Source organism: Frankia sp. CeTa3Moorea (assembly GCF_978021225.1).
Genome location: NZ_CDXDOR010000136.1, coordinates 1 through 12,919, shown reverse-complemented (window position 1 = coordinate 12,919; position 12,919 = coordinate 1). Strand labels below are relative to the sequence as shown.

Annotated in this window: 11 protein-coding genes and 1 pseudogene; 8 read left to right on the top strand and 4 right to left on the bottom strand. The window is 67.9% G+C overall.

Going from position 1 to position 12,919, the window contains the following annotated elements; translation table 11 throughout:
• Positions 1–1,116: 1,116 nt before the first annotated feature.
• Both AC08OV_RS19415 and AC08OV_RS19410 read right to left on the bottom strand, forming a co-directional pair.
• On the bottom strand, positions 1,117–1,791 hold the full coding sequence (locus AC08OV_RS19415; protein WP_476616147.1) for a 2'-5' RNA ligase family protein: 675 nt from the start codon (positions 1,789–1,791) through the stop codon (positions 1,117–1,119).
• 11 nt (positions 1,792–1,802) lie between these two features.
• On the bottom strand, positions 1,803–3,140 hold the full coding sequence (locus AC08OV_RS19410) for a helix-turn-helix domain-containing protein (protein WP_476620066.1): 1,338 nt from the start codon (positions 3,138–3,140) through the stop codon (positions 1,803–1,805).
• 206 nt (positions 3,141–3,346) lie between these two features.
• Between AC08OV_RS19410 and AC08OV_RS19405 the strand changes: the two genes are divergently transcribed.
• Together AC08OV_RS19405 and AC08OV_RS19400 are read left to right on the top strand one after the other, a co-directional pair.
• Complete coding sequence (locus tag AC08OV_RS19405) at positions 3,347–3,631, top strand: hypothetical protein (protein ID WP_476616128.1); 285 nt, start codon at positions 3,347–3,349, stop codon at positions 3,629–3,631.
• Positions 3,632–3,639: 8 nt separating this feature from the next.
• Positions 3,640–4,062 carry a hypothetical protein gene (locus tag AC08OV_RS19400; protein ID WP_476616127.1) on the top strand — a complete coding sequence of 141 codons (423 nt, stop codon included), beginning with the start codon at positions 3,640–3,642 and terminating at the stop codon, positions 4,060–4,062.
• A 45-nt stretch (positions 4,063–4,107) separates the two neighbouring features.
• Here AC08OV_RS19400 and AC08OV_RS19395 read toward each other — a convergent pair whose 3' ends face one another.
• The gene (locus tag AC08OV_RS19395; RefSeq protein ID WP_476616126.1) at positions 4,108–4,536 is read right to left on the bottom strand and encodes a helix-turn-helix domain-containing protein; all 429 of its coding nucleotides are present in this window, start codon (positions 4,534–4,536) and stop codon (positions 4,108–4,110) included.
• A 223-nt stretch (positions 4,537–4,759) separates the two neighbouring features.
• Between AC08OV_RS19395 and AC08OV_RS19390 the strand changes: the two genes are divergently transcribed.
• The 6 genes and pseudogenes from AC08OV_RS19390 to AC08OV_RS19365 all read left to right on the top strand — a co-directional run bounded on the left by AC08OV_RS19390 (position 4,760) and on the right by AC08OV_RS19365 (position 10,617).
• Positions 4,760–5,170, top strand: a complete 411-nt coding sequence (locus tag AC08OV_RS19390) for a plasmid replication, integration and excision activator (protein ID WP_476616125.1) — start codon at positions 4,760–4,762, stop codon at positions 5,168–5,170.
• Positions 5,167–5,487 (top strand): hypothetical protein, encoded by a 321-nt coding sequence (locus AC08OV_RS19385; protein ID WP_476616124.1) that lies wholly within the window; start codon positions 5,167–5,169, stop codon positions 5,485–5,487. The genes AC08OV_RS19390 and AC08OV_RS19385 overlap by 4 nt, the downstream gene beginning before the upstream one ends.
• 109 nt (positions 5,488–5,596) lie before the next feature.
• Positions 5,597–7,189 (top strand): FtsK/SpoIIIE domain-containing protein, encoded by a 1,593-nt coding sequence (locus tag AC08OV_RS19380; RefSeq protein ID WP_476620065.1) that lies wholly within the window; start codon positions 5,597–5,599, stop codon positions 7,187–7,189.
• Between the two features lie 146 nt (positions 7,190–7,335).
• Positions 7,336–8,945: pseudogene (locus AC08OV_RS19375) on the top strand (replication initiator).
• Positions 8,946–8,974: 29 nt separating this feature from the next.
• Positions 8,975–9,259 (top strand): helix-turn-helix transcriptional regulator, encoded by a 285-nt coding sequence (locus AC08OV_RS19370; protein ID WP_476615560.1) that lies wholly within the window; start codon positions 8,975–8,977, stop codon positions 9,257–9,259.
• Positions 9,256–10,617 carry a tyrosine-type recombinase/integrase gene (locus tag AC08OV_RS19365; protein ID WP_476615559.1) on the top strand — a complete coding sequence of 454 codons (1,362 nt, stop codon included), beginning with the start codon at positions 9,256–9,258 and terminating at the stop codon, positions 10,615–10,617. Before AC08OV_RS19370 ends, AC08OV_RS19365 begins: the two co-directional genes overlap by 4 nt.
• A 337-nt stretch (positions 10,618–10,954) precedes the next feature.
• Here AC08OV_RS19365 and AC08OV_RS19360 read toward each other — a convergent pair whose 3' ends face one another.
• On the bottom strand, positions 10,955–12,214 hold the full coding sequence (locus AC08OV_RS19360; RefSeq protein ID WP_476615558.1) for a hypothetical protein: 1,260 nt from the start codon (positions 12,212–12,214) through the stop codon (positions 10,955–10,957).
• Positions 12,215–12,919 lie beyond the last annotated feature (705 nt).

Here is a 12,919-nt window from a genome sequence, read left to right as displayed (position 1 = left end):
AGTCCACAAAGAATCTTGCCTCAAAAATCTTGACAGGTTCCGCCGGCGTGCGCGACGGTGGGGATCCAAACCGGCTCCTCGTCGCCCCGATCTGAGTTCAACCACTCACCAGGAGGGCCACAACGGCGGCGAGAGCAGAGACCACGCTCGACAGGGCGGCAAGGGTCGCGACGCTAACGGACGGTGATATCCAGAGGCCACGGTTGAGCTCACGCCACGCGTGTGGCACGACGGTCATCCGTACTCTCTGCCACTTGTGCTGTCGGAGGCTACAGCCCATCAGCAGCCCCGATGAGTTGTTGCGGCACAACCTCTGGTCACGGGTCACTGCCCCACACCAGACCGGCACTTGGAACAGGAAGTAGACCGCAGCCGCGACGGAGAACACGATCACGACTATGGCTCCGCCTGCACCTGTCACCCAAAAGGCCACTACGGCAAGCAAGACCAGGTACCCCCAGTAACGGGACAATAGGCGCATGAGTCGGACAGTAGCAGGATCGTTGCTGTCTGATCTAAGAATTTATCCATCCGAATGGCTTGTTGCGCTTGGTTATCACTGCTTTCCCCTTCACTGCCCTGCGTTCGACTGTTCGGACCCCAAAGGGGCAGGTAAACGGGCAGCCGGGCCGAGCCGATCGCTTGCTCTCGCAGCAGCGATCCACGCGATCATGTCCCCCCCTCATCCGCCGGCTTGCGGGAGCCCCTCGGGTAAAGATCGTTTCGCAGGGTGGCCACAGAAGGTCTCGCCGCTCGCAGGGCGGACGGGTCGGGCTGTCCGCTGCAACTGGCTCTGTCTCCCGGCCGTCCGCTGGCGTGCCCCCTGCTTGCTTTTCTGCCCCCTGGCGTGCGCGACGGCGGGATACCGGCCAGATCATCGCTCCATGGCTGGATCACTTGGGCTGGAACCGCAGTGTTCATCTCCAGGTGTCCGGGGATCGCCTTCGCGGTGCGGGCTGCCGACGCACCGGCGAGCACGGCCGCCCACGGCCGCGCGCAGCCGTCGCGCGGCGGTGGTCCGCACCGCGGCTCTTGATCCTAAAACGACGGATTCGGCAACGGCACGGTACGCACGCGGTACGCCTCGGCTTGCTCACGGTGTCCCCTGGACGACGCTCAGCCGGTGAAGTCGACGTGGTGGCGGATGTCCCAGCGGTAGGCGTGTCCGTCCCGGCGGAGTTCGAGGAGATCGACGCTGGTGACCGGCAGGCTGATCGGGGGTTGCTGGCGTAGCTCGGTCAGGCAGCGGATGACCTCGGCCGCGGGCGGGTCCGCGTTGCAGTAGGTCACGCTGATGTGCGGCTTGAACATGGCGGGCTCGTCCGGCACCGCGTCCGGGCCGAGGATCTGGCCGACTGCGGTGCACAGGCGTTCCCGTAGATCGGCGACCGGCTGCCATGGTGCGGTGCGCAGGAAGGTCCCCCCGGTGTACGCGGCGATCGGCCCGACCGTCAGCGTGAACGGGTTGATGTCCGCGCACAGTTCGTCCGCGGCCTTCCCGAGTGCCTCGACCTGGTCGGCGGGCATCTCGTCTGCGAACGCGACTCCCTGCACGGTGAGGTGCAGGCCGTCGACGGGCACCGGGTCGAGGTAGTCCAGGTCGGCGAGTGCGCGCTGAAAGCCGGCGACGTAGTCGGTGAGGGCCTGGTCGTGGAAGACGAGGTACCAGGTCAGGTAGTGCCGGTCGGGGCGCCATCCCGGGCGCCACCACCAGTGGTCGGCCATCCGCTCGGCGTGGCGGAACGATTCCCAGTCCTCGGCGTCGACCTGCTGCTCAGGGGTGAGGGCCACGGGCAGAGAGGTTATGCGGTGAGTGTCCGCCACGCTTTCACCGAGTCCTCGACCTTCGCGATCTCCGGGACTTTCCGCCACTGGGCGGCGCTGGTCAGGAAGTCCTTCGCTCGGCGGGCGACCACTTCGGATCGTAGATCCGCGCCGACGGTCAGGGCTTCGCTGACGAGCGCCCCGGCCCGGTCGGGCTCGGGGGACGGGCCGGACAGGTAGGTCATGCTCGCGTCGACCAGGGTCAGGGCGTGGCTGGCGGTGGAGCCGGCGGCGGCGAAAATCGGGATTGCCTGGTCGGTGAACTCGCGGGCGCGCTCGTGGGCTCCGGCCGCCAGGTAGGCGGAGGCGGCGTTGCCGGCGATGCGGGACGCGGTGAACGGGTCGAAGGAGAGGAAGTAGCCGACCGGGTCGGCGTCCTCGATCTTCGCGTGGGCGGCGAGTGCCCGGCCTACGGCTTCATCGACGCCGGCGGCGTCACCGAGTTTGCCCAGGGTCCGGGCCTCGCCGCTGATCGCCAGCCGGATGGAGGCGGGGCCGCCGCGGGCGTAACGCTGCCCGTCGCGGGCCAGGTCGAGGGCCTCGCGGTACCGGCCGCCGTAGTAGGCGATGAAGCTCTGCGTGCCGCGGACCCAGGCGGCCAGGTCGCTGTGTCCGGCGGCCTTGGCAAGGCCCATCGCCTCGTTGCAGTAGGCACGGGCGACCAGCTCGTTGCCGAGGTCGAACGCGAGGTAGCCGAGTAGCCCGGAGAGCTTCCCGCCGATCAGGTAGAGGTGCTTGCGCTGCGACGGGTGCTGATGCCCAGCCATGAGTTCGGCGACCCACCGGCGCTGCTTCAGGGCGACCGGGTAGACGGTGGCGGCGTCACTGGTCTCGTACCGGCGGCCGATGACCTCGATGCTCGTCTCGGCCTGCTCCAGGGAGTCATTGTTGACGTTGGAGGCGGCGAACGCCTGCATGCGGCGGGTGACCTCTTCGAGCTCCTCGTCGATCGCCCACGCTGCTCCGACGGCGAGGACCGTCCGGCGGTCCGGTCCACTCGCCGGGGCGGCTTCGGCTGCTGGAGTGGCCTCGGCGGGGGCCAGGCCGAGACGTTCGCGGGGGATGTCGAGTCCCTCGGCGAACTTCTCGTACGTCTCGATGCTGGTGACGTGCCGCTTCCCGTTGAGGATGAGGCTGATCGTCGGCTGCTGCACCCCGGTCATGATCGAAATCTGTGACTGGGACGCGCCGGTCCACCGCCGGTAGATCGTCAGAACGGTCTTCATGTCGCGTTCGGCGAGGGCGGCGGCCATGTCGCGCCGGTCCCACAGACCGGTCGGGGCGACGGGGAGCGGGCGGGGGCGGTGTCCGGGCATGGCAGTGGCTCCCGTTGGACGAGTCTGCGCTGTGGTGATCTGCGCACTGTCAGCCAGTGTATCCACGCTCGGTATTCAGCCTCGTATCTATTCCGAACTGTAGATCGGCGTCAGCGTACGTCGGGGCGTCCCGGACCTGCGCCCATCACAGCCGACGTGGTGGGCAAGGACGGCCGTCCTGGTAACGACTCGACGGGAAGGACACCATGACGTCAACAAGCGAGATCGTGAGGAAGCGGGGAGACGGTGGGAGCGCTCTGCTGTTCGGGGCGGTGCGCTTCGAGTCCGGCGGAAGCGGCCTGATCCGGGAAACCGTGGTTGCCTTCCGGTCGGCGGCCGACGCCGACCGCTACGCGACCGAGCACGGGTGGGCGGAGCATCAGGTGTGTCCGCTTCGGTTTCTGGTCGGCGGTCCGGCATCCGGTGCTGGGTGGATGGTGTCTGGTGGAACGGTGGAGCACCTGCCTGAGCGACCGCGGGAACTGCGGTGACCCCCTCGGTGACCGAGACGGAGAAGGGCCGTGGTGGCGTTCCGCGGCCGGCAGTGGTGAAGGTGCCATGGGGGTCCGGGGAATGGGCGCTCGCGGTACAGCCCGGATCGGGCGTCGCGGACCTCCTCCGCGCGCTCGGGGAACTGCCCGGGGAAGTGGAGTTCGCCGCTGCTTTCGGGGATGTTGACGTGGTCCTCGTCTACCGGCTGCCGGGGGACCTGCCGACCCGCCGCCACCTGTTGACCCTGCACGGCTCGGTGCTCGACATCCCGGACGCAGCGCCGGACCGGTCGCGGTGGATGACCTCCGGCGAACGGCAGGCGTTCCGCGCGGGCTACGACGAAGCCCTCACCACCGTGCGCCTGTTCGTCAGCCGGCTCGCGGGCGCCACCGACCAGGACCTTCCCCCGGGAGGAACACCGTCCGGCTGACGGATGACCTGTGTCTCGGCCGATGGGCCGGACCCGATAGCGGAGCTACACCGTTGTCGGATCCGGCCCATCGCTGATTTCGGCCTGCTGGTCCCCGTCCCGGACGTCACGGACCGCGGTGGGGACCCGCAGGTGGGCGCCGATGTCGGCCATGCGGCGCTCGATCCGCAGCAGGACATCGAGGATCTGCCGGTCTATCGGCGGTGCCGGGGACGTGACCGCGGTGGGCGGGGCTCCAAGTAGCACCACAAGCAGATGGTCATCTGCCCACCCGAGCGCGCGGGAGATGGCAACGAGGGTGCTGTCCTGGGCTCGGCGGCGGCTCGTCCCGCGCTGTAGCTCGCGCAAGGTGGCCACCGACACCCCGGACGTGGTGGCGAGCGCCTGCTGAGTGATCCGCTGTTCCCGCATGCGAGCGTTGATCGCCTGACCGACCGCGGGCCAGTCCTCGCCTGTCGCAGTGTCGCGCAGCATCGTGGCCGACCCCTTCCCCGTTGTTTGTCGACCGTCAAACAATAGTGGCTGGCGAGTGCGGTCCGGAAGGCTCCCGCAACGCTGAGCGCATTTCTATGGCGGCACGTTATATCGAGCCGTATATGCGCTTGGCGAGCGCTCGGCGAGCGGCGCATTGTGGGTGCTGCCCGACAGCGGCCGGACCACCGGCCACGAGGGCGACTCTAACGGAGGCTGATCGTCGATGGCGGTTCCCACGCGTATTCCGGTGCGTTTCGAGGACGTCTTTCCTGCCGGCGCGTTCGTGCTGGGGGTGGAGGCGGCGAGTGACTACGACAAGGTGAAGGCGGGCCTGTCGGATGTGCAGGCGCGGGACAAGGACACCGGCGAGCGGGTGTTGGTGGTGCGGGTGCTGGACGCGGACCCCGCGGCCCGACAGGCGGAGGTCAAGGTCAAGATCACGGCGGAGGTGCAGCCGGTTCCCCCGGAGGTGCTGCCGGGTACGCCCTTCCGGCCGGTGATGTTCGAGGGCCTGACGGTGACGCCGTGGGTGGACACCACCGGGTCCCGTCCGCGCCAGGGGTTCGCGCTGCGGGCCGGGACGATGCAGGCGGTGGGCACGTCGGGCCGTCGGGCGTCGGCGGTGGCAGCGTGAGCGGCCACGACGTGAGCCGCAACGCGGCGAGGGCGTCGTACTGGTCGCTGGTACTGGGCGTGCGGACCGACTGGTCGGTGACCTGCCACACCTACCCGAACCGCCCGCCGATCCTGGCGGTCGACGCGGGCGGGACGAGCCTGGCCCTCTCGGCCGCCGCCGATGTCCCGGCCGGAAACCACATCGAGTTCGCGTATGCATTGCTGGCGGCGGTGAACGAATACCTGATCGTCTGCGAAACCCGCCAGCTCGACGCCGAAGAGGCGGCGAACGCCGCCGAGAACTCCGCGGACGCGGTCGAGAGTCGCGCCGCGTAGCCTTCGCTCCTTCTTTCCGTCGGCGGCCTGGCTTTCTCGCTCGGCCGTCCGCTTGATTCCCCCCTCCCGACCCTGTGGTTCGCGCGCTCGAAAACGAGTGGTATTTGTCATGTCCAGAATCAACGGCGATCGTCCCGGCCCCCGGGTTCCCACCCGCACCGACAAGATGCGGGTGCCGCTGTGGATGCTGCTGCTCGCGGTCGCCTGCAAGGGCCTATGGCTGGCGGTCCGCTGGTGTTTCCGGCACCGTGTCGCTGTCGCGGTCACGGTGGGCCTGCTGCTGTTCACCCACCGCTTCGGCCTGGTGGGTCTGGGCGCGCTGGTCGGCGGGCTCGTCTTGGTGGCCCTCGGCTGGCGGCGGGTGCATCCGCGGTCGCTGGCCTGGCTGGGGCATTGGGCACTTGGTCGGGTGCGGCTGGCGATCGTGTACCGCTGGCGGTGGCGTTCGGCGATGGTGCACACCGACCTTGCCATCCGGATGCCGACGTCCAACGCCGATCAGGTGACGTTTGATGAGTACTTTCCGCGGATCCGCACGATCCGTTCCTCCCGCGTCGTCGATGTACTGCGGGTGGAGCTGCTGCCGGGCCAGACCCCGGAGCAGTGGGCGGAACAGGCCGAGGCACTACGCCACATCTTCCGGGCTCGCCGCTGCCAGGTGCAGGCGGAGACGTTCCGTTTCGTCCGGGTGCATTTCCACCGCCGTGACCCGCTCACCCGGCCGGTTCTGCCGGCCGACCTCGACGGACCGGACTCGGATGGTGCCGGCGCTGCTCGTGACCCTGGCAGCGTCAACACCGACGGTCCGCGTCAGGTCGCCCCGGACCGGGGTCTGGTCGCTCGGCTCGTGGCCGGGCTGTCCTCGGTGGTCGTGGGCCGGTGTGAGGACGAATCACCCTGGACGCTGCCCGTGCGCGGGACACACATCCTGGTGGCGGGGGCGACCGGGGCGGGGAAGGGCTCGGTGCTCTGGTCGCTGCTGCGGGGCCTCGGCCCGGCGGTGGCCGCGGGGCTGGTGGAGCTGTGGGTCTGCGACCCGAAGGGCGGCATGGAGCTGGCCTTCGGCCGGCCGATGTTCACCCGGTTCGCGACGACGACCGAGACGATCGCGGATCTCCTCGACGACGCCGTGACCGTCCTGCAAGACCGGACAGCCCGACTGTCGGGCGTAACCCGGCTGCACACCCCGACCGTCGACGAACCGCTGATCGTGCTGGTCGTCGACGAGATCGCCTCACTGACCGCGTACGTGACCGACCGAGAGTTGAAGAAGCGGATCGGCGCGGCCCTGCCGCTGCTGCTGTCCCAGGTCCGGGCGCCGGGGGTCGTGGTCCTGGCGGCGGTGCAGGACCCGCGCAAGGAAGTGCTCCCGTTCCGGGACCTGTTCCCGGTCCGGGTGGCACTGCGGATGACCGAACCGGAACAGCCTGACCTGGTCCTCGGCTCCGGCGCCCGGGAACGCGGCGCGCGGGCCGAGGAAATCCCCCGGTCCCTGCCCGGCGTCGGCTACGTGCTGCACGACGGCGACCCCGACCCGGTCCGCGTGCGGGCGGCGTACGTCGATGACGCCGAGATCAACCGGACCGTGCTCACTTACCGCCCGCCATCGGCGGCCGGTGGGTGGACACCCGATGTCGACAGCTTCGGCGGCGACCGGGGCGACGGATCCGACCCGCTCGACGGGCTCGACGACGCGGCCTGACCGGCGCGGCACCCCCGCTACCCGTCCCCTCGTCCGACCGGAGGTCCACCCGAGTGACCGTCTCGTCCCTCATTCCCGGCCCCGCCCCGGCCGCCGCCCTGGACCCTGACCGGGGCAGCGAGCGTCCGGGTTCCCGGGCGGCGCGCATGCGGATGCCGCTCGCCCGGCAGGTCGTCGAAGCCGTCGCGCTGGAGAACGGCGTGTGTATCCGGCCGCTGCCGATGCGCCGCACCAACCTGGACACCGGCGAAACGCAGATCATCCCCGTTCCCTGCGGCGCCACCTTGGCATCGGCATGTCCTCCGTGTGCGGAGAAAGCCCGGCGGCTGCGGATGGCGCAGTGCAAGACCGGCTGGCACCTCGACGACGAACCGTTGCCCGCCCCCATCCGCCCACCGACGACGCCAAGGCCCTTGCCTCCCTGCGCGCGGACCTCGAATCCGCGCGGGCGGAGGTCGAGGCGGCCGGGGACCTGGCGCAGGTCGGGGAGATCGACGAGCTGATCGGCCAGGTCGACGACGAGCTGAACGCCTTGGGCGTGCGGGGGAAGGCTGCGCCGGAGAACCGCGATCGGCCTCGCCGGAGCCGCTCGACGCGCCGGCGGCAGGACGCTCCCGACCTGCCTCGGCTGCCCGTCGACCGGCGTACCGTCGGCCGGACGTTCAGCGCCCCGGATGGCACGGTGTGGCGGCCGTCGATGTTCTTGACGCTGACCTGCGACAGCTACGGCCGGGTTCGCTCGGATGGGACCCCGGTGGGCCCGAGTTCGTACGACTACCGACGGGCGGCGCGGGACGCGATCCACTTCCCGAAGCTGCTGGACCGCTTCTGGCAGAACCTGCGCCGGGCGGTCGGCTGGGACGTCCAGTACTTCGCCGCGCTCGAACCGCAACGCCGTCTGGCGCCCCACCTGCACGCGGCGATCCGCGGGACCGTGCCGCGGGCGATGCTGCGCCTGGTGGCGGCTGCCACCTACCACCAGGTGTGGTGGCCACCGTCTGACGAACCGGTCTACCTCGACGGTCACGTGCCCGTCTGGGCTGACGCGGTCGGCGGCTACGTCGACCCGGACATCGGCCTGCCCCTGGTCGCCTGGGATGACGCCCTCGACGCGATCGGCGACGACGACGAACCCGCCCACGTCGTCCGCTTCGGCCCGCAGTTGCGTGCGGACGGCGTGACCGCGAACAGCACGCAGACCAGCCGGATGATCGGCTACCTGACCAAGTATTTGACCAAGAGCCTCGACGCCTGCCACGACCTGGCCAGCGACGCCCAACGGGCCCACCTCGACCGGTTCGCCGACGCCCTGCGGCACGAACCGTGCTCCCCGACCTGCGCGAACTGGCTGCGCTACGGCGTCCAACCCCGCAATGCCCGGCCCGGCCTCGTCCCTGGGCGGTGCAAGGGGAAGGCGCACCGGCGGGAGACGCTCGGCTTCGGCGGCCGGCGGGTGCTGGTCTCCCGCCGCTGGTCCGGCAAGACCCTCACCGACCACCGCCACGACCGGATCGCCTTCATCCGCCAGCAGCTCGAAGCCCTCGGCGGCGACGCCAGTGCCGAGCCGAACCCGGACCGGACGGCCTGGCAGCTCCTACGCCCCGGCGACCCGGCGGCACCCCGCCGCGAACACCTGCTCTTGCACGCGGTCGCCCAACGCCACGCCTGGCGCGCCCAGCTCGACGCCGCCCGCGCCGCCGACGACGGGACACATCTTCCGGCAACCGGCCCACCACCGTTGTCCGACGCAGCCTGACCCTCGCCATCACGACGGGAGCACTGCCCATGTCTGACCAAATGATCCGTACACAGACCGTGCGGGCGCTACCCGGCTCCGCGAAGCCAAGCGAGGGCGACGGCGTCACCCTCGACGCCCTTTACCGGCTTCCGGCCGTGCTCGACCTGCCCACGGCAGCGCGCATCCTCGGCGTCGGGCGGACCGCGGCCTACGAGATGGTGCGTGACGGTCGGTGGCCCACTCCGATCATTCGCCTGTCCAGCCGGAAGATCCGCATCCCGTCCGCCGCGCTACTCGACCTGCTCGGCGTCGATCGGCGGGCGGCTTCGTGAGCGCCGGCCGTCAGGGCAGTGTCCGCAAGGACGCTTCCGGCAGATGGTTCTTCGTCGTCGACATCACCGCCCACGGCGGGGCGCGCAGGCAGGCGAGGCGGCGCGGGTTCGCGGCCAAGAAGGCGGCACAGGTGGCGCTTACGGAGTTTCTCGGCAAGCTCGCCGCCGGCACATACGTCGAGCCATCCCGGCTGACCGTTCGGGAGTTCATCGAGACGCGCTGGCTTCCGGCAGTCGAGGGTGAGTTGCGGCCGTCGACCCTGGCGTCCTACCGGCGGAACCTGCGGCTGCACGTCCTGCCCCGGCTCGGCGGGGTGCGACTCCAGCTCCTCGACACGGCCACCCTGCAAGCCCTCTATGCCGAGTTGCTCCGAGCTGGCCGGGCCGACCATGCCCGGGGGCATGGGCTGTCACCGCGGACCGTGCTCTACATCCACACGATCCTTCGGGGCGCGCTGAAGACGGCGGTCGAATGGGACCTGATCCCGCGCAACCCGGCGGACCGGACCAAGCCGCCGCGGCGGAAGGCCCAGGCCGACCGGCACACGAAGATCCGCACCTGGACGAACGCCGAACTCCGGACCTTCCTCGACGCCACCCGCGAGGAACCGACCTACACCCTGTGGCTGCTGCTCGCCACCACTGGCGTGCGGCGCGGCGAGGCGCTGGGGCTCGCCTGGTCGGCCGTGGACCTGGACGCGGGGCGCATCTCGATCCGTCGGACGCTCGTCGACGTCACCACGTCTGGCACCGGCCGGGTGCCGGTGTTCAGCGACCCGAAGACCGTACGCGGCACGCGGGTCATCGCCCTGGACACGGCCACCGTAACGGCGCTGCGTGACCTGCGCGAGAGCAAGCTGAAGGAGCTGGCGTTGCTCGGCAGGGAGCCAGAGGCCGATCTTGTCTTCACCCACTGGGACGGCCGGGCCATGCACCCGGAACGGACCTCCCGCGCGTTCCTCCGGTGGGTGGGGCGCCTCTGCCTGCCGGTCATCCGGCTGCACGACCTGCGGCACACCTGGGCAACCCTCGCGCTCGCGAGCAACGTGCATCCCAAGGTCGTCTCCGAGCGGCTGGGGCACTCCAGCATCACGATCACCCTGGAGACCTACAGTCACGTCCTGCCCGGCATGCACTCCGACGCTGCGGAAATCGTTGCCGGCCTGATCCTCGGCACGGGCGTGCAGGCAGACGAGGACCAGGCGGACGGCGGCGACGCGACCGACTCGGACGACTCCGATGGCCTGGGTGATGACGACGCGGAACCGGGTGCGCCTGCGTCAGACTGCCCGGCCACCGGCCCGCGGACTCCCTCGTCCGTCCACTTCGGTCACGGCGCGGCCGTGACCAATCTGTGACCAAACAGGCCCAAACGATCAGAGGAGGAACGGTGGGCGAGTATCTGACCTGCGAGAACGCTGCCGTTCAACGGGTGCCCCTCGTGGAGCGGCTTTCAAACCCGACGTTTCGGACGGATCTAGATCAATTGTACTCGAAGTCGCTCAGGGTGAACATAGAGAAGCGGAGCGCTACTGTCGCCGCTTGTGCGCGCGCCTGCCGCTGCGGGTGCGGCGAAGCTGTGGCGCAGTCCCGCCATTTTGTGAATCAGACTCATCAGGTGGTGTGGCTGCGGACGCAACGGTACGTCGGCAAGAATGCAGCACTCAAGACGTCCGCGAGTGGACTTGCATAGTGCTAGTCGGTCGCCTTGAGAACGAAAGAGGAGTAGCGCCATCTCTGCGCTGTTGCGAACGCAGATGCGACCACTACCGCGATCTCGGGCGGCGTGGCATCCGGATCGACATCCAGCACCTTCAGCTTACGTTCAAGCACTGGCCAGAGCCAATTGGCTAGATCAACCTTGCTCGGTTTATACCTCCATTGACTCCAAACCTCTTTGATGTCCTTGCGTCGCTTGCGTTCGGTCGCCAGCGCTGCAACCAGATCAGTGAAGCTGAGTCCATTGGCGTCGGTATGCACCCCGACGATTGCCGTAGCCAATTCTTCATCACTAAAGTGTGCAAATTCATAGCACGAGGATGACCAGGTGTTTATTTCTACAAGCTCCTCCAGTTCGTCATCCGTGGTTTGTACCCCCTGTGCTTTCAAGACCGCGCGTATCTCGTCGACGATCTTACGGCGAGTCTGATCGATCTTGTCCGGTGTGCCGAATTGCTTTCCCTCTGGGTCGACAGCGATCAGGAGCCTCGTCGGTGGCTTAATTAGCGCCCAGTATTCACCGTGCCGCTGTCCAATGAGTGGGGTGGCAGCCAAGGCAGCCACCTTCTCTAGATCGCGGTCCACCCCACCCATCTTCAGAATGCGTACTAGTTCGGGAGCTTTGGGGAACCCCAAGGCTTGCCAGACCTTGGGGGCATGTATTTCCTCACTCTCTCCTTCTAGCGCGAGCACGACCCGTGGATGCGGGGAGAGGCCTAGGCTCATGAGGTCTTCGTCAAGGGAGTCAGGGCGATAGCTGAGCCGCTCTAGAAGTGGGTGGAAGACTTTACCCGGGATGGCCGGTAGGGCTGGCGCCGCTCCACGCTTCGAGAGATCCTCATAGAAGCGCAGCAATATCTCGGCCGTCTCCCTCAGCGTCATTGCCATGAGCGCCGCGCCTTTAAGGCCCTTCCAAGAGGAACGAGGTGCGCGGCGAGCCAATCGGGACCAGGAACCTCCGAGAGGATCAATAAAGTGTGCCCGCATCAGCAAGTGCTCGGCGTCGTTTCTGGCTTCCTCGGCCGAATAAGCCAAAATGTGACTAGCGGCTACGGGGTCAAATCGCTGCTGGTACTGATCCCATTCATCGGCTTCGGCATTGACTAGATTGATCCACTCCGGGTCAAGGTTAGGCAGATAGCGCGGCTCCAATGCAGTAACCGCGATGGCAATCTTTCTGTATCGAGGGCCGAGAACATCCACCACGTGTTTGTCTGGACGAGGCAGAGAAGCCACGGGCTTCCTACCCCGTAGGTGATAGCGACGGCGAGCCAGAAGATCTGCAATCTCGGGTAGCATTAGTAGTTGATGCCACGAGTACAAGACACCTTCGCTCGACCTATTGTTGAGGGAAGCGAAACTCAGCCGCGGCCTGTATGGCAGCGTCGATGGATCTTGTAGGCGCCCGGAATTTCGCCCAGACCGCAATAGCTGTAGTGTCGTTCCCGCACGGATTGGCTCGGCGTATGGGCCAGGGGCAGCCTCGCCAACCGGACGGTTTCGGATGACAATGAAGGGCGCCAGCACCTGATGTCTGTATAGTGCGCGAAGCGTGGAGGCGTCGATCTGGACTCCCCGAGCCTTCGCCTCTTCTATGAAGGTGCCAGACGTAAGAGGAAGATGCTGGGTAAAAACCCACGGCATTGACGCCACGACAACAGATGAGGCAGCCGGGTGCTCTTGAGCCGGCTTATTTACGCTGTCGTTCTGGCTTGCCATGTCTTGATCTTAGCATCCGGCGCGCAGCCCACTCGCAGGGGTGCCATAGCCGCAAGGCGCCATCGCTACTCGTGTAGCGAGAACTTTAGCCGTGGTTCGATCCCGAGTTCGCGGCATCGCCGCGCCCAGTCGTCAATTTTCTGCTTCAGGATGATTGAATTGATCTGTGAGATTCTGGATATCGGACGCTTCCGGGAGAAGCCGAACCAGAGACAGTAGACT

Coding starts and splice junctions, on each gene's coding strand:
- AC08OV_RS19395 (WP_476616126.1), bottom strand. CDS start 4,536: ATGCTGCGCGACACTGCGACAGGCGAGGACTGGCCCGCGGTCGGTCAG.
- AC08OV_RS19370 (WP_476615560.1), top strand. CDS start 8,975: ATGTCTGACCAAATGATCCGTACACAGACCGTGCGGGCGCTACCCGGC.
- AC08OV_RS19380 (WP_476620065.1), top strand. CDS start 5,597: ATGTCCAGAATCAACGGCGATCGTCCCGGCCCCCGGGTTCCCACCCGC.
- AC08OV_RS19410 (WP_476620066.1), bottom strand. CDS start 3,140: ATGCCCGGACACCGCCCCCGCCCGCTCCCCGTCGCCCCGACCGGTCTG.
- AC08OV_RS19405 (WP_476616128.1), top strand. CDS start 3,347: ATGACGTCAACAAGCGAGATCGTGAGGAAGCGGGGAGACGGTGGGAGC.
- AC08OV_RS19390 (WP_476616125.1), top strand. CDS start 4,760: ATGGCGGTTCCCACGCGTATTCCGGTGCGTTTCGAGGACGTCTTTCCT.